The organism is Roseburia inulinivorans DSM 16841 (genome assembly GCF_000174195.1).
GTDB classification, from domain to species: Bacteria; Bacillota; Clostridia; order Lachnospirales; family Lachnospiraceae; genus Roseburia; species Roseburia inulinivorans.
The window spans coordinates 85,422-101,882 of record NZ_ACFY01000104.1 but is presented as its reverse complement, the minus strand read 5'-3'; the positions used below and the strand labels follow the sequence as shown (position 1 = coordinate 101,882).

At 43.7% G+C, this 16,461-nt stretch carries 13 protein-coding genes; 12 read left to right on the top strand and 1 reads right to left on the bottom strand.

Annotated features, from left to right (window positions below):
- Positions 1–73: 73 nt before the first annotated feature.
- Positions 74–1,174, bottom strand: a complete 1,101-nt coding sequence (gene aroC / locus ROSEINA2194_RS12380) for a chorismate synthase (RefSeq protein ID WP_007887557.1) — start codon at positions 1,172–1,174, stop codon at positions 74–76.
- A 119-nt stretch (positions 1,175–1,293) separates the two neighbouring features.
- Here aroC and aroA point away from each other — a divergent pair, with 119 nt between their 5' ends.
- The 12 genes from aroA to ROSEINA2194_RS12320 all read left to right on the top strand — a co-directional run bounded on the left by aroA (position 1,294) and on the right by ROSEINA2194_RS12320 (position 16,451).
- Complete coding sequence (gene aroA, locus ROSEINA2194_RS12375) at positions 1,294–2,580, top strand: 3-phosphoshikimate 1-carboxyvinyltransferase (RefSeq protein ID WP_007887556.1); 1,287 nt, start codon at positions 1,294–1,296, stop codon at positions 2,578–2,580.
- Between the two features lie 157 nt (positions 2,581–2,737).
- Entirely contained in the window at positions 2,738–3,904 is a 1,167-nt protein-coding gene (tgt, locus tag ROSEINA2194_RS12370) for a tRNA guanosine(34) transglycosylase Tgt (protein ID WP_408639586.1), read from the top strand.
- A gap of 148 nt (positions 3,905–4,052) precedes the next feature.
- The gene (gene yajC / locus ROSEINA2194_RS12365; protein ID WP_021922441.1) at positions 4,053–4,367 is read left to right on the top strand and encodes a preprotein translocase subunit YajC; all 315 of its coding nucleotides are present in this window, start codon (positions 4,053–4,055) and stop codon (positions 4,365–4,367) included.
- Between the two features lie 145 nt (positions 4,368–4,512).
- Positions 4,513–5,043: a GNAT family N-acetyltransferase gene (locus ROSEINA2194_RS12360; RefSeq protein ID WP_007887552.1), complete on the top strand. Its 531-nt coding sequence runs from the start codon at positions 4,513–4,515 to the stop codon at positions 5,041–5,043.
- Between the two features lie 197 nt (positions 5,044–5,240).
- Positions 5,241–6,341, top strand: coding sequence for a 3-isopropylmalate dehydrogenase (gene leuB, locus ROSEINA2194_RS12355; protein WP_007887551.1), 1,101 nt, complete (start codon positions 5,241–5,243; stop codon positions 6,339–6,341).
- Positions 6,342–6,424: 83 nt separating this feature from the next.
- Positions 6,425–8,101, top strand: a complete 1,677-nt coding sequence (gene ilvD, locus ROSEINA2194_RS12350; protein WP_007887550.1) for a dihydroxy-acid dehydratase — start codon at positions 6,425–6,427, stop codon at positions 8,099–8,101.
- An 85-nt stretch (positions 8,102–8,186) separates the two neighbouring features.
- Complete coding sequence (gene ilvB / locus ROSEINA2194_RS12345; RefSeq protein WP_007887545.1) at positions 8,187–9,875, top strand: biosynthetic-type acetolactate synthase large subunit; 1,689 nt, start codon at positions 8,187–8,189, stop codon at positions 9,873–9,875.
- A 5-nt stretch (positions 9,876–9,880) separates the two neighbouring features.
- Positions 9,881–10,963 carry a 3-phosphoserine/phosphohydroxythreonine transaminase gene (serC, locus tag ROSEINA2194_RS12340; protein WP_044927911.1) on the top strand — a complete coding sequence of 361 codons (1,083 nt, stop codon included), beginning with the start codon at positions 9,881–9,883 and terminating at the stop codon, positions 10,961–10,963.
- Positions 10,963–12,126 carry a phosphoglycerate dehydrogenase gene (locus tag ROSEINA2194_RS12335; RefSeq protein WP_044927909.1) on the top strand — a complete coding sequence of 388 codons (1,164 nt, stop codon included), beginning with the start codon at positions 10,963–10,965 and terminating at the stop codon, positions 12,124–12,126. The genes serC and ROSEINA2194_RS12335 overlap by 1 nt, the downstream gene beginning before the upstream one ends.
- Positions 12,127–12,143: 17 nt before the next feature.
- On the top strand, positions 12,144–13,037 hold the full coding sequence (locus tag ROSEINA2194_RS12330; RefSeq protein ID WP_007887536.1) for a mechanosensitive ion channel family protein: 894 nt from the start codon (positions 12,144–12,146) through the stop codon (positions 13,035–13,037).
- Positions 13,038–13,154: 117 nt separating this feature from the next.
- A complete protein-coding gene (locus ROSEINA2194_RS12325) occupies positions 13,155–13,358 on the top strand; it encodes a cold-shock protein (protein WP_021922434.1) in 204 nt (67 codons plus the stop codon).
- Between the two features lie 171 nt (positions 13,359–13,529).
- Complete coding sequence (locus tag ROSEINA2194_RS12320) at positions 13,530–16,451, top strand: insulinase family protein (RefSeq protein WP_007887535.1); 2,922 nt, start codon at positions 13,530–13,532, stop codon at positions 16,449–16,451.
- The last annotated feature ends 10 nt before the right edge of the window (positions 16,452–16,461 follow it).

The window sequence follows — 16,461 nt, the reverse complement described above, 5'->3', positions numbered from 1 at the left end:
CACGTATATCTGCCCTTCACAACCTAGGAACTGCACCACAGAATCTGCGACACTACGCCAATTAAACTCCGGTTTATTTATAAAACCGCTCCAGCGAATCCATGCGTGCGCTCATATTTGCAAACATCGCATCCACGATCGTGACAGCTGCCATAGACTCCACGACAACAACAGCACGCGGTACGATGATCGGATCGTGGCGCCCTTTGATATTGATGTCGATCTCTTCGCCGGATTTATTGACCGTGTGCTGGGTGGCAGAAATGGAAGGCGTCGGTTTGATCGTGGCGCGGAGAATGATATCGGAACCATCACTCATGCCGCCCAAGATACCACCGGCGTGATTTGTTTCTTTGGAAACAGAACCATCCGCTCCGATGCGGAAAGCATCGTTATTGTTCTTGCCGGTTGCTTTGGCAACGTCAAAACCATCTCCAATCTCGAAACCTTTTACAGCACCGATGGACATGACGGCTTTGGCGAGGTTTGCGTTCAGCTTTTCAAAGACCGGATCGCCGATACCTGCCGGAACACCGGAAATGATACACTCCACGACACCGCCGGAAGAATTTTGTTCAGCGATGCAGGCTTCCAGATAAGCCATTGCATTTTCTGCGGCATCGGCATCCGGCATGTACACCGGATTTTTCAGAATCTCTTCGGCATCGAAATGACGCGGATCGCATGCGATTGGACCAATGGATTTAGAATAGGTTATAAGTCTGATGCCAAGCTGATCCAAAATTTTGACTGCGATCGCACCGGCTGCCACACGTCCGATTGTTTCACGGCCGGAGGAACGGCCACCACCGCGGTAATCTCTGAAACCATATTTCATATCAAAGGTGTAATCAGCATGTCCCGGACGATAATAGGATGCAATTTCACTGTAATCCTTGGACTGCTGGTTTTTATTATATACAACAAGTGAGATTGGAGTTCCGGTTGTTTTTCCCTCAAATACACCGGATAAAATCTCAACGGAGTCATCCTCCTTACGCGGGGTAGTGAATTTGGACTGTCCCGGTTTTCTGCGATTTAAAAATTTCTGGATATCTTCCTCACAGAGAGAAAGTCCTGCCGGACATCCATCTACAACGACACCGACTCCTTTTCCGTGGGATTCCCCCCAGGTTGTTATTTTAAATATATTTCCAAATGTTGATCCTGCCATAGGTATGTACTCCTTTATCACCAAATATAAAATGATTATAAAAGATTTCGCTTTGCGCGACAATAAGAATATGGTAAAATATAAAAAGTTGTAAAAAAATTTGTGAGGAGGTTCCAAGAATGGAACAATACCCTGTGAGAAAAATAGAAAAACCGATCGACTGGTGCGTGACAGTGCCGGGGTCTAAGAGCATGACAAACCGGGCGCTTTTAATGGCAGCACTCTCGGATGGGACAGTGACATTAGACGGCGTGCTTTTTTCAGATGATTCCAGACATTTTATCAGCTCACTGACTGCGTTGGGCTTTGATGTTCTCGTGGAAGAGGAAAAAAGGCGTGTGACGGTAAAAGGAGAAGGCGGAACAATTCCGAAAAAAGAAGCAGAGATTGATGTTGGAAGTGCAGGAACAGCCGCCAGATTTCTGACAGCAATGCTTGGAATGTCAGATGGCAGTTATGTGATCCAGGCATCCGGGCAGATGAAAAAAAGACCGATGAAAGATCTGTTTGTCTTATTGGAGCATACGGGGGCAGAGATTATATATCTGGAACAGGAGGGTTTTCTTCCTGTGAAAATTAATGGGCAGAGAAAAGACCAGAAGCTTACAGTCCGGCTTGACATCAGCAGGAGTACCCAGTTTTTGAGTGCCATGCTTTTGATTTCGCCGATGCTTCCGCAGGGACTGCATATTCAGATCACAAGTGAGAAGACGGATGGTTCTTATATCCGGATCACACGCAATATGATGGAAAACTGGGGTGTGCAGACGCAGTTTGATGGAAAGAATTATGAGGTGATGCCGGGGGCAGCTTATCATAAAACTACTTATGTCGTAGAACCGGATATGTCGGCGGCATGTTATTTTTATGGTGCGGCAGCGATCACCGGAGGAAAAGCCATAGTCGAAAATGTGCATATGGACAACACGCAGGGAGATAAAAAATTCTTAAAGGTGTTGGAGCAGCTCGGCTGTAAAGTGACAGATACCGCAAAAGGGATCTGTGTGGAAGGCCCGGAACATGGAAATATTCATGGAATCGATATAGATATGAACGATTTTTCTGACCAGACGATGACGCTTGCGGCGATGGCGCCATACGCAGATGCACCGGTGCATATTTCGCACATTGGCCACATCAGACTTCAGGAGTCTGACAGGATCCATGCGATCGTGACAGAACTGCGGCGTGCCGGTATCCGGTGCGAGGAAGAAGAAGACGCTTTGACCATTTATCCGGGAGTGCCGCATGCAGCTGTGATAAAAACATATGAAGACCACCGCATGGCAATGGCATTTTCGCTGCTTGGTTTACGGACTGACGGGATCATAATAGACGATCCGCTATGCTGCAAAAAAACATTTGAAAATTATTTCGAACTGTTTACAATATTGACTCAAGAGTGATCATATACAATGAAAAAAAGAATTTTAGTACCATTGCGAGTGACACGTAGCGGAAGCGTGTTTTCGTTGATCTTGTTAACTTTTCGTAATATTCATAACGTAAAATCGAGTTTCGCAATTGCCTAATATAACGGAAGCAGGAAGGAGTATGAAAAAGTTGTACGAGTTATTAAAAGAAGAGGGAAGAGCCAAACGTGGAGTATTTCACACGGTGCACGGAGACATCCAGACCCCTGTGTTTATGAACGTCGGCACAGTGGCAGCAATCAAGGGAGCTGTCTCCACTGAGGATTTAGAACAGATCAAATGTCAGGTGGAATTATCGAACACTTACCATCTGCATGTGAGAACAGGAGATAAACTCATCAAGGAGATGGGCGGATTACATAAATTCATGTCATGGAACCGCCCGATCCTTACAGATTCCGGTGGATTTCAGGTGTTTTCCCTTGCCGGTTTAAGAAAAATCAAAGAGGAAGGCGTTTATTTCCATTCTCATATTGACGGAGCCAAAATTTTCATGGGACCGGAAGAGAGTATGCAGATCCAGTCAAATCTCGGCTCAACGATCGCCATGGGTTTTGACGAGTGTGCGCCGGCTCTTGCGGAACGCCCTTATGTGGAGGCATCCGTAGCGAGAACGACACGATGGCTGGAGCGTTGTAAAAAAGAAATGAACCGCCTCAATTCGTTAGAGGATACCGTAAATAAAAACCAGATGCTCTTCGGTATCAACCAGGGTGCGATTTATGCGGATATCCGTATCGATCATGCCAAGAGAATCTCGGAGCTCGATCTCGACGGCTATGCAGTCGGAGGTCTCGCAGTCGGGGAAACACATGAGGAAATGTACTATATTTTGGATGAGACAGTTCCTTATCTGCCGAGAAAGAAACCAACTTATCTGATGGGAGTGGGAACTCCGGCAAATATTTTAGAAGGCGTTGACCGCGGTATTGATTTCTTTGACTGTGTTTATCCGTCACGGAATGGCCGTCATGGACATGTATACACCAATCAGGGAAAGATCAATCTGTTTAACCAGAAATATGAAAAAGATATGCGCCCAATCGAGGAAGGCTGTCAGTGCCCGGCATGCCGCAGATACAGCAGGGCATACATCCGCCATCTGCTGAAAGCAAAAGAAATGCTTGGAATGCGTCTGTGTGTACTGCATAACCTTTATTTCTACAATACGATGATGGAAGAGATCCGGGATGCGCTTGATGCCGGAAACTTCAGATCTTATAAGGAAGAAAAACTTTATAACATGGGACAGATCGACCGTGAAAAAGAAATGAGCGGACAGAAGAAGTTCCATTAAAAGGACAGATATTGTCTAAGACTAAATATTTTATAAAATTAATTGGAAAAGCTTGCCGAAACGCAAGGTTTTGTGTACAATGTTTTATAGTTTCTAAAAATATCAAAATACGATATTAGAGAGCAATAAGTTTTTAGGAGGAAGAAAGATGTTATCAATCTTGGCATCATCAGGAGCATCATCCGCAGCAGGAATGGGTGGAATGATCCTTTGGTTAGTTATTTTATTTGCATTTATGTATTTCTTCATGATCCGTCCACAGAAGAAAGAGACTCAGAAGAAAAATGCAATGTTATCGGAACTTGCAACAGGAGATACTGTTTTGACAACAAGTGGCTTCTACGGTACAGTTATTGATATCACAGACGATACAGTCATTGTTGAGTTTGGAAGCAACAAGAACTGCCGTATCCCAATGCAGAAATCTGCAATTGCAGCAGTTGAAAAACCGGAAGAAGCATAATGTAAATAGAGTGCTTTATCATAAGACGTCGGCAGTTGCCGGCGTCTTATCTGTATCTGAAAGAGCATCAGGGAAGCGGACTGCTTATGGAACTGCTGTTTCACGCATGATCCGGATCAAAATATGATGATGAAAGGGAAAGAAAATGGTTTGTCTTGAAAAGCTGGATAGAAGTGATTTTGAAGAAGTTTATCGTATTATGGAACAGAGTTTTCCGGCAGATGAGAGAAGAAAAAAGGAAGGGCAGAAAAAACTTCTGGATGAAGAAAAATATGAGCTGCTCGGTGTAAGAAACGAGGGAGGGCTTCTGGCATTTTTAGCAGTCTGGGAGTTTGCGGAATTTGTCTTTATCGAGCATTTTGCAGTCAGTGAGAAAGCAAGAAACAGTGGGATCGGCGGAAAAATGTTAGAGGAACTGGCAAGGCAGAAAGCAGGAAAAGTTGTTCTGGAGGTGGAATTGCCGGAGGATTCCCTGAAAAAAAGAAGAATAGGATTTTATGAGCGGCATGGGTTCACTTTTAACGAATATCCATATATCCAGCCGCCGATGGGAGAAGACCGGCATGAAATCCCCCTGCGGATCATGTCAGCACCGGAACCGCTTTCAGAGGATGAGTTTCAGAGCGTGCGCACAGAATTATACGAAAGTGTTTATCATTATGTATGTGAGGAATGATAAGCTATACTTTCTATAGGTAACAGTTATAACTATTATGAAAAAGAAAAATAGCAATGATAGTTGAAATGTTTCCAAAGATACTATATTATAGTCTTTATAAATACTGTCGGTAATTACTGTGCTAAAGTGAAAAAGATATGGATTCACTGAGGTGCACAGACAGGCTTTGAGATGAAAGAAAAGAGGGATTGGATATGGAGTGTCATATTGGTGTGATCTCAGGCGATGGAATCGGACCGGAGATCGTGGCAGAGGCGAAAAAAGTTTTAGATAAAGCAGGGGAGAAATACGGACATTCGTTTACGTATCAGGATATTCTGATGGGAGGATGTTCGATCGATGCGACAGGCGTGCCGCTTACCGATGAGGCAATTGCAGCTGCAAAGGCATCGGATGCAGTTCTGATGGGATCGATCGGTGGAAACACACAGACTTCCCCATGGTACAAACTGGCTCCGGAATTAAGACCGGAAGCAGGACTGTTAAAATTGAGAAAGTCTTTGAATTTATTTGCAAATTTAAGACCTGCTTATTTATATGAAGAATTGAAAGAAGCTTGTCCGCTCCGTGACGATATTATCGGAGATGGATTTGATATGATGATCATGCGCGAACTGACCGGAGGTCTTTACTTTGGGGCGAGAAAGACGGAGATGGTTGATGGTGTGATAACTGCAACCGATACACTTACTTACAATGAAAACGAGATCAGAAGAATCGCAAAGCGCGGATTTGATATCGCCATGAAGCGCAGAAAAAAAGTGACAAGCGTAGATAAGGCAAATGTTTTAGATTCCTCCAGATTATGGAGAAAAGTAGTGGAAGAAGTCGCAAAGGATTATCCGGAAGTTACTTATGAGCATATGCTCGTAGACAACTGCGCAATGCAGCTTGTCAAAGATCCAAAACAGTTTGATGTCATTTTAACAGAGAATATGTTTGGAGATATTTTATCAGACGAGGCAAGTATGGTGACAGGCTCTATCGGAATGTTATCCTCCGCAAGTCTGAACGATACCAAATTTGGTCTGTATGAGCCAAGCGGCGGTTCTGCACCGGATATCGCAGGAAAAGGAATTGCCAATCCAATCGCAACGATTTTAAGCGCAGCGATGATGCTCCGCTATACGTTTGATCTTGATAAAGAGGCAGATACGATAGAAGCAGCCGTCAAACAGGTGTTAAAAGACGGTTACCGCACGATCGACATTATGCCGCAGGAAGATGCAAAGAAAGCATATGTAACACAGGTTGGCACATCACAGATGGGCGATCTGATCTGTGAGCGTATTTAATACAGAAAGATGGAATGGTATCACCTGAGGAGGAATATCCGGGCTGAATGATAATTTCAGGTGAGGGAAAGGAATGATAGAATATGAAGAGTGATAATGTAAAATCAGGGATGCAGCAGGCTCCACACAGAAGTCTTTTTAACGCACTGGGCTTTACAGAAGAAGAAATGAAAAAACCAATGGTAGGTATCGTAAGCTCCTACAACGAGATCGTACCGGGTCATATGAATCTGGATAAAATCGTAAATGCAGTGAAATTAGGCGTTGCAGAGGCAGGCGGTGTGCCGGTTGTATTCCCGGCGATCGCAGTGTGCGATGGAATTGCAATGGGACATATCGGGATGAAATATTCTCTTGTCACAAGAGATCTGATCGCAGATTCCACCGAGTGTATGGCACTCGCACATCAGTTCGATGCACTTGTCATGGTTCCAAACTGTGATAAAAACGTTCCGGGACTTTTGATGGCAGCAGCAAGAATCAATGTTCCGACTGTATTCGTATCCGGTGGACCAATGCTTGCAGGTCATGTGCACGGCAAAAAGAGAAGTCTTTCCTCTATGTTTGAGGCAGTCGGTTCCTACGCAGCAGGAACGATGACGGAGGAGGAAGTAAAAGAGTATGAAGAGAAAGTTTGTCCAACCTGCGGTTCCTGTTCAGGAATGTACACCGCAAACTCGATGAACTGTCTGACAGAAGCACTCGGTATGGGATTAGGCGGAAATGGAACCATCCCTGCAGTTTATTCAGAGCGTATCAAACTTGCAAAACATGCAGGAATGGCAGTCATGGATATGTACAATAAGAATATCCGACCAAGAGATATTATGACAAAAGAAGCAATCTTAAATGCCCTGACCGTAGATATGGCATTGGGATGTTCCACAAACAGTATGTTACATCTTCCTGCGATTGCCCACGAAGTAGGTTTTGATTTTGATATATCTTTTGCTAACCCGATCAGCGAAAAAACACCGAACCTCTGTCATCTAGCACCGGCAGGACCGACTTATATGGAGGACTTAAATGAGGCAGGCGGTGTCTATGCCGTTATGAAAGAGTTAGCAGACATTGGACTGATCAACACAGACTGTATGACCGTTACCGGAAAAACAGTCGGAGAAAATATTAAAAATGCAGTGAATAAGAACCCGGAGGTAATTCGTCCGGTTGACAATCCATACAGTAAGACAGGTGGTCTTGCAGTATTAAAAGGAAATCTTGCCCCGGATGGAGGCGTTGTAAAGCGTTCCGCAGTGGTAGATGAGATGATGGTGCATGAAGGTCCGGCAAGAGTGTTTGACTGTGAGGAAGATGCGATTGCTGCGATCAAAGGTGGAAAGATCGTGGCAGGTGACGTTGTCGTGATCCGTTACGAGGGACCAAAAGGCGGACCGGGCATGAGAGAAATGTTAAATCCAACCTCCGCAATTGCAGGAATGGGATTAGGTTCCTCCGTGGCACTCATCACGGACGGACGTTTTTCCGGTGCGAGCCGTGGAGCTTCCATCGGTCATGTGTCACCGGAGGCAGCAGTTGGCGGACCGATCGCTCTTGTGGAAGAGGGAGATATCATCAAAATCAATATCCCTGAGATGACCCTGGATATTGCAGTGTCCGATGAAGAGATGGCGGCACGTAAGGCAAAATGGCAGCCAAGAGAACCAAAAGTTACCACCGGCTACCTTGCGCGTTACGCATCTATGGTAACATCCGGCAACCGAGGAGCAATCTTACAGATTCCGGGAAAGAATGATTAAAGAAAAGAGGTTCATGTGTGCTTTCCGGATTTTGGAAGCATTGGTGAAGCAATTAGATATGGAAACACGAAAGGGGATTTAGAGAATGCAGTTAACAGGTGCGCAGATCGTGATCGAATGTCTGAAAGAACAGAAGGTTGATACTGTATTCGGATATCCGGGCGGCGCTATCTTAAATGTATATGATGAATTATATAAACATCAGAATGAGATCAGACATGTTTTAACTTCCCATGAGCAGGGTGCGTCCCATGCAGCGGACGGTTATGCGAGAAGTACGGGAAAAGTAGGTGTCTGTTTTGCAACAAGCGGACCGGGGGCAACGAACCTTGTCACCGGAATCGCAACCGCATATATGGATTCTGTTCCAGTGGTGGCGATCACCTGCAATGTAAATGTTCCATTACTTGGAAAAGACAGTTTTCAGGAGATCGACATTGCGGGAATCACAATGCCGATCACAAAACATAACTTTATTGTAAAGGATATTCATAAACTGGCAGACACGATCCGCCGTGCGTTTAAAATTGCGCAGACCGGAAGACCGGGTCCGGTTCTTGTGGATATCCCGAAAGATATCACGGCAGCAAAGACGGAATACAAGGCAAAAGAGCCGGAAGTGATCGCAGGAATTTCACAGACGATCACAGAGGAAGACTTAAGCAAAGCGGTCAAGATGATCCAGAAGGCAAAGAAACCATACATATTTGTCGGTGGTGGAGCCGTGATCTCCGGCGCCAGTGAGGAATTAAAGAAATTTGTCAAAATGGTAGATGCGCCTGTCTGTGATTCCCTCATGGGAAAAGGAGCTTTTGACGGAGAGGATGATCTTTATACCGGAATGCTTGGAATGCATGGAACAAAAGCATCCAATCTCGGTGTCAGTGAGTGTGATCTTTTAATTGCTGTCGGCGTAAGATTTTCAGACCGTGTACTCGGCAATGCAAAGAAATTTGCAAGTCAGGCAGATATTTTACAGTTTGATGTGGATCCTGCGGAAATTAATAAAAATATCCAGACAGATGCATCTGTGATCGGTGATATCAAAGAGATCCTGCTTCGTGTGAATGAGCGGCTGACACAGATGAACCATACGGAATGGATCACACATATCATGGATTACAAAGTAAAGTATCCACTGACTTATCCAAAAACCGGATTATCAGGTCCTTATGTCATTGAGGATATCTATAAAGAGACAAACGGGGATGCCATCATTGTGACGGAAGTAGGACAGCATCAGATGTGGGCGGCACAGTATTACAAATACAAAAAACCGAGAACACTTCTGACATCCGGTGGTCTTGGAACAATGGGGTATGGTCTTGGTGCTGCGATCGGTGCACAGATCGGATGCCCGGATAAACAGGTCATTAATATTGCCGGAGACGGATGTTTCCGTATGAATATGAATGAAATTGCAACTGCAGTGAGACAAAAATTACCACTCATCGAAGTGATCATTAATAACCATGTACTTGGAATGGTCAGACAGTGGCAGGATTTGTTTTATGAGAAACGTTATTCTGCAACCGTTTTAGATGACGGTGTAGATTATGTGAAATTGGCGGAAGCCATGGGTGCAACGGGCTATCGGGCAACGAATCGTGAAGAGTTTAACAAAGCTCTGAAGAAAGCACTTGCATCTGATACCCCGGTTGTAATAGACTGTATCATAAATAGTGATGACAAGGTATGGCCGATGGTTGCTCCGGGTGAAGCAATCAGTTCTGCTTTTACCGGGGATGACTTGAAAAAGAAACAGGAGGAGTAATGATTATGAGCAGAGTTTACAATTTTTCCGCAGGACCAGCCGTTCTGCCAGAGGAAGTATTGAAGGAAGCAGCAGATGAGATGTTGGACTATCAGGGCAGTGGAATGTCTGTTATGGAGATGAGCCATCGTTCCAAAGTGTATGATAACATCATCAAAGAGGCAGAGCAGGATTTAAGAGATCTGTTAAATATCCCGGACAATTACAAGGTACTGTTTTTACAGGGCGGAGCTTCACAGTTCTTTGCAGAGGTTCCTATGAACCTGATGAAAAACCGCAAGGCCGGATATATCTTAACTGGTCAGTGGGCAAAGAAAGCATTCCAGGAAGCAAAAATCTACGGAGAGGCAGTTGAACTTGCTTCTTCTGCAGATGAGACATTCTCTTATATCCCGGATTGTTCTGATCTTCCGATCACAGATGATATGGATTATGTATACATCTGTGAAAACAATACAATTTATGGAACAAAATACAAAAAACTTCCAAACACAAAAGGCAGGATTTTAGTATCCGATGTATCCTCCTGCTTTTTGTCTGAACCGATGGATGTCACAAATTACGGAGTTGTATATGGCGGCGTTCAGAAGAATATCGGTCCTGCCGGAGTTGTGATCGCAATCATCCGTGAGGATTTAATTACCGATGATGTCCTTCCGGGAACCCCAACCATGTTAAAGTGGAAAACACAGGCAGATAATGATTCCCTTTACAATACACCACCTTGCTACAATATTTATATCTGCGGCAAAGTGTTCAAATGGTTAAAGAAGATGGGCGGGCTTTCTGTGATGAAAGAGCGCAATGAAGAGAAAGCAAAAATCTTATATGATTTTTTAGACCAGAGCAGACTGTTCAAGGGAACCGTAAGAAAAGAAGACCGTTCCCTTATGAATGTTCCATTTGTGACCGGCAATGAAGAATTAGATGCCAAGTTTGTAAAAGAGGCAGCAGCAGCCGGATTTGTAAACTTAAAAGGACATCGTACCGTAGGTGGTATGAGAGCATCCATTTACAATGCAATGCCGAAAGCGGGCGTTGAAAAATTAGTAGAATTCATGAAGAAGTTTGAGGAGGAAAATGCATGATGTTCAAATATAATTGCTTAAATCCAATTGCATCCGTAGGATTAGATCTTTTCTCAAACGACTATGAAAAAGTAGAGGACTTAGGTCAGGCAGACGCAGCACTCGTAAGAAGTGCTGCCATGCATGATCTTGAACTTCCGGATTGCCTGCTTGCAGTAGCAAGGGCAGGAGCTGGTGTCAACAACATTCCTCTTGATAAATGTGCAGAAAAAGGAATCGTTGTATTCAATACTCCGGGGGCAAATGCAAACGGTGTAAAAGAACTTGTTTTTGCAGGAATGCTTTATGCATCCCGTGATATTGTAGGTGGTATCGACTGGTGCCTTGCAAATCAGAATGATGAGAACATTGCAAAAACAGCAGAAAAACAGAAAAAGAACTTTGCAGGAACTGAGATTTCAGGTAAGAAACTCGGCGTCATCGGACTTGGTGCTATCGGTGTGTTAGTTGCCAACGCAGCCATCCATATGGGTATGGATGTATATGGATATGATCCATACATTTCCGTCAGTGCAGCATGGAATCTTTCCAGAAGTGTCAAACATATCAGCAATGTGGAAGATATTTACCGAGAGTGTGATTACATTACGATTCATGTTCCACTTTTGGATTCTACAAAGAAGATGGTCAATGCAGAAGCAATTGCCATGATGAAACCAAATGCAATTGTTTTAAATTTTGCCAGAGACCTTCTTGTGGATGAAGAAGCTATGGTGGAAGCTTTAGCTGCCGGAAAAATCAAAAAATATGTATCTGATTTCCCAAATCCAACCACAGTCGGAGCAAAGGGATGTATTGTAACACCACATCTTGGAGCATCTACCGCAGAGTCAGAGGATAACTGTGCGATCATGGCAGTCAGAGAGATCCGTGATTATATGGAGAATGGTAACATTGTCCATTCCGTGAACTTCCCGGATTGTTCTATGGGCGCATGTACTACCGCAGGAAGAATCGGTATCCTGCATCGGAATGTAAGTGGTATGATCAGTCAGTACTCCACAACATTGGGAGATGCCGGAATGAACATTGCAGGAATGACAAACAAATCCAAAGGTGATTATGCATATGTATTGATCGATGTGGATTCACCTGTAACAGATGAAGTCATTCAGAAGTTAGAGAACATTGAGGGCGTCTTAAAAGTCCGTAAAGTAAAATAAAAAATGAGGGCAGAAAAATGTTGCTGACAGTTGGTACAACAGAGGCAGTGGAAGCCATTGCCGAAGCGCAGGAAAATCTTCAGGAGGTTGCAAAAAATCCCGGGATTCTCCGCACTTATTTTCAAAACCTTGTTCCGGATCTTTTGAATTTTGCACTGCAGGTTGTCATTGCGGTCATCGTATATGCAGTGGGAGCTAAACTGATCGGTCTGATCGTTAAGATCGTAAGAAAAACGATGGAGCGCAGAAATGCAGATGTCGGAGTGATACAGTTCCTGTCTGCAGTCGTGAAATATGCACTGTATTTTATCCTGATCCTGACAATCTTAAGCCTGTTTGGGATAGCAACTACCTCAGCGGTGGCAGTGCTCGGTTCCTGTGGTGTGGCGGTTGGTCTTGCACTGCAGGGAAGTCTCTCCAACTTTGCAGGCGGAGTGCTGATCCTTTTGCTAAAACCTTTTGTGGTAGGAGATTATATCATTGAGGGCTCAAATGAAGGAACGGTATACGAGATTTCTGTTTTCTATACCAAGTTAAAGACCGTAGACAATAAAATGATCGTGATTCCAAACGGTAATCTGTCCAACAGCAGCCTGGTCAATGTATCGCATATGGATAAACGGCGGGTGGACATTGTGGTAGGTATTGGTTATGAAGCAGATATCCGTACTGCAAAAAATATTTTATATGAGATCGGCAGAAATGATCCGGCAAGACTGCCGGAAGAGGACGTTGTGGTGTTCGTAGATAATCTTGGTGCATCTTCGGTGGACCTTGGTATCCGGATCTGGGTCAAAACAGCAGATTACTGGGATACGAAGTGGCGGTTGATGGAAAATATCAAATATGCACTGGATGAAAATCATATTTCGATTCCGTATCAGCAGATTGATGTGCAGATCAAGCAGTAAAATTTATTAATAGTTGTTGACAAAAAATCCGATGTATGCTAACTTCAATTTGTGTGACATGCACAAAAACATGTCAAATTTACAAAAAGGTTTTAGAGGTATTAGGAGGATTTTGTTATGCAGCAGGGAACTGTAAAATGGTTTAATGCAAAAAAAGGCTACGGATTTATTTCCGACGCAGATGGTAACGATGTATTTGTTCATTTTTCTGCATTAGACATGGATGGATTCAAAGAGTTAAAAGACGGTGAAAAAGTTGAATTTGAAGTGACAGAGGGAGCAAAAGGACCTCAGGCAGCAAATGTAAGACGCATCGGCTAATTCATAGATGAGAATCTGAAAAGCGGGGGACTGTAACACGGTATTCCTTAAGAATAGGGAATGGTTGTTACAGTCTTTTTTTGTTTCAGAAATTTTCGAAGATAAAAATAGGATAATGCCGCGAAGTGTGGTATACTATAGAACAGTATGTATTAGAGAGAGGACAGACAGATGCAGTTAAAAGATTTACAGGCATATGAAATTTTAGAAAAACGCCCGATCAAAGATCTCAATTCCGAAGGAATCATTCTCCGCCACAAAAAAAGCGGAGCGCGGATCGCAGTGATTTCCAACGATGATGACAATAAGGTCTTTTATATCGGTTTTCGCACACCGCCGGAGGATTCCACGGGGGTGGCACATATCATTGAGCACACTGTTTTGTGTGGTTCTGACAAATATCCGGTCAAAGATCCTTTTGTGGAACTGGTGAAGGGTTCCTTGAACACCTTTTTGAATGCAATGACTTATCCGGAGAAGACAATCTATCCGATCGCAAGCTGCAATGATAAAGATTTCCAGAATCTGATGAGTGTCTATATGGATGCGGTTTTTCATCCGAATATTTATAAATATCAGGAGATCTTCCAGCAGGAGGGATGGCACTATGAATTAGAGAGCGAGGATGCTCCGGTGACCATCAACGGTGTTGTATACAATGAGATGAAAGGCGCTTTTTCCTCACCGGATGATGTCTTAAGCCGTCAGATCATGACATCCCTTTTTCCGGACACGACTTATGCAAACGTTTCCGGCGGAGATCCTCTGCATATTCCGGAACTGACTTACGAGGAATATCTGGATTTCCACCGCAGATATTATCATCCTTGTAATTCCTACATTTATCTCTATGGAGATATGGATGTGGCAGAGAAGCTTGCGTGGATGGATGAAGCATATCTGGGGAAATATGAGGCAATCGGGCTTGATTCAGAGATAAAGCTTCAGAAACCATTTGAAAAACCAATCGAAGTGACACATAAGTATTCCATTTCTTCCACGGAATCCGAAGAAAACAATACCTATCTTTCTTATAACACGGTGATAGAAACAGCACTGGACGAGAAATTGTATCTCGCATTTGATATTTTGGATTATGCGCTGGTCAGTGCGCCGGGAGCACCGTTAAAACAGGCATTGATCGATGCCGGGATCGGTTCAGAGATCACAGGCGGATATGACAGTGGAACGCTGCAGCCGACATTTTCTGTGATTGCAAAAAATACCAATCCGCAGGAAAAAGAGCATTTTCTGGCTGTCATCCGTGAGACATTAGAAGGGCTTGTAAAAAATGGATTAAATAAAAAATCGCTGCTGGCAGGGATCAATAGTTCTGAATTCCGTTACCGTGAGGCTGATTTCGGACATTTCCCAAAAGGACTTTTATATGGGATCCAGTGTCTGGACAGCTGGCTTTATGATGATATGCGTCCATTCCTTCATCTGGAGGCATTAGATACTTACCGTTTCTTAAAAGAGCAGGTGGAGACAGATTATTTTGAGCAGCTGATTCAGAAGTATTTATTAAATAACAAGCATGCATCTGTTGTAATCATTGAACCTGAGAAAGGCTTAAATGCAAAAAATGAGGCTGCCTTAGAGAAAAAACTTGCGGAATATAAAGCGGGGTTATCAGAAGATGAGATCCGAAAGCTGATCGCAGATACAAAACACCTGAAGGAATATCAGGAGACACCTTCTCCAAAAGAAGATCTGGAAAAAATTCCGATGCTTGCGCGCTCTGATATGAAAAAGGAGGCAGCACCTTTTTATAATACAGAACTTTCAGTGAAAGGTATCCCGGTGGTACACCATGATATTTATTCGAATGGGATCATTTATCTGACCATGTTGTTTGATATTGCGCACGTTCCGGCAGAGGACATTCCGTATCTTGGCGTATTGAAGGCGGTACTTGGCTATGTGGATACAAAAAATTATTCCTATGCGGATTTTGCAAATGAGGTGAACATCCATACCGGAGGAATCAGCAGTACGATCGGTGTGTATCCGAGCGTGAAGGATAAAGATGATTATCAGGTGAAATTTGAGGTGCGCACCAAGGCATTATATGACAAATTGCCGGAAGCAGCTACATTGATGAAAGAAATGCTTTTCACCTCAAACATTGATGATGAAAAGCGTCTGTATGAGATTATTGCCGAGTTGAAATCAAGACTTCAGGTAAGCATCAGTTCCGCCGGACATTCCGTGGCTTCGACAAGAGCCATGACTTATTTTTCCAAGGCGGCTGCTTACAAAGATACGATCACATTCTATGAGACGCTGTGTGATCTGGAAGCACATTTTGATGAGAGAAAAGAAGCACTGACCGCAAAACTAAAAGAGATGGTTTCCTCAATTTTTACAAAAGAACATCTTCTGGTCAGCGTCACCTGCGAAAAAGACGGGCTTTCTATCGTAGAAACAGAGCTGGAAAAATTTATTCCAATGTTATATGAAACTTCCGGGGAGGAAAAACAGGCAGAGATCGTCCCGGTCCGGAAGAATGAGGGATTTATGGATGCCTCCCAGGTGCTGTATGTGGCGAGAGCCGGAAATTTCCGTGCACATGGCTTTGACTATCACGGTGCACTGCGCATTTTAAAAGTGATCATGGAGTATGATTACCTCTGGATCAATATCCGTGTGAAAGGCGGAGCATACGGCTGCATGAACGGTTATATGAAGAATGGAGACACTTATTTTGTCTCTTACCGTGATCCAAATCTGGAAAAAACAAATGAGATTTATGACGGAATCCCTGCATATATTGAGCAGTTTACTGCGGATGAACGTGACATGACAAAATATATCATCGGGACGATCAGTGATATGGATGTGCCAATGAATCCAAGCACGAAGGGCGATCGGTCCATGGCAGCTTATTTACAGAATATTTCGTACGAAGAGATCCAGAAAGAGCGTGATCAGGTGATCGGTGCGACGCAGGAGGATATCCGGGGACTCCGGGATATGATCGCATCTGTTCTCGCAGAGAATAATCTCTGTGTAGTCGGAAATGAGGAAACCTTGCAGGCAAGTGAAGGAATGTTTGGGGAAGTAAAACACTTGAATGAATCAGAACGATGATTGTGAAATT

What these genes read in the sequence shown, in the direction of transcription:
- ilvD (WP_007887550.1), top strand. Translation starts at nt 6,425, where the DNA reads ATGAAGAGTGATAATGTAAAATCAGGGATGCAGCAGGCTCCACACAGA.
- yajC (WP_021922441.1), top strand. Translation starts at nt 4,053, where the DNA reads ATGTTATCAATCTTGGCATCATCAGGAGCATCATCCGCAGCAGGAATG.
- aroA (WP_007887556.1), top strand. Translation starts at nt 1,294, where the DNA reads ATGGAACAATACCCTGTGAGAAAAATAGAAAAACCGATCGACTGGTGC.
- ilvB (WP_007887545.1), top strand. Translation starts at nt 8,187, where the DNA reads ATGCAGTTAACAGGTGCGCAGATCGTGATCGAATGTCTGAAAGAACAG.
- ROSEINA2194_RS12320 (WP_007887535.1), top strand. Translation starts at nt 13,530, where the DNA reads ATGCAGTTAAAAGATTTACAGGCATATGAAATTTTAGAAAAACGCCCG.
- leuB (WP_007887551.1), top strand. Translation starts at nt 5,241, where the DNA reads ATGGAGTGTCATATTGGTGTGATCTCAGGCGATGGAATCGGACCGGAG.
- ROSEINA2194_RS12360 (WP_007887552.1), top strand. Translation starts at nt 4,513, where the DNA reads ATGGTTTGTCTTGAAAAGCTGGATAGAAGTGATTTTGAAGAAGTTTAT.
- ROSEINA2194_RS12330 (WP_007887536.1), top strand. Translation starts at nt 12,144, where the DNA reads ATGTTGCTGACAGTTGGTACAACAGAGGCAGTGGAAGCCATTGCCGAA.
- aroC (WP_007887557.1), bottom strand. Translation starts at nt 1,174, where the DNA reads ATGGCAGGATCAACATTTGGAAATATATTTAAAATAACAACCTGGGGG.
- ROSEINA2194_RS12325 (WP_021922434.1), top strand. Translation starts at nt 13,155, where the DNA reads ATGCAGCAGGGAACTGTAAAATGGTTTAATGCAAAAAAAGGCTACGGA.
- serC (WP_044927911.1), top strand. Translation starts at nt 9,881, where the DNA reads ATGAGCAGAGTTTACAATTTTTCCGCAGGACCAGCCGTTCTGCCAGAG.
- ROSEINA2194_RS12335 (WP_044927909.1), top strand. Translation starts at nt 10,963, where the DNA reads ATGTTCAAATATAATTGCTTAAATCCAATTGCATCCGTAGGATTAGAT.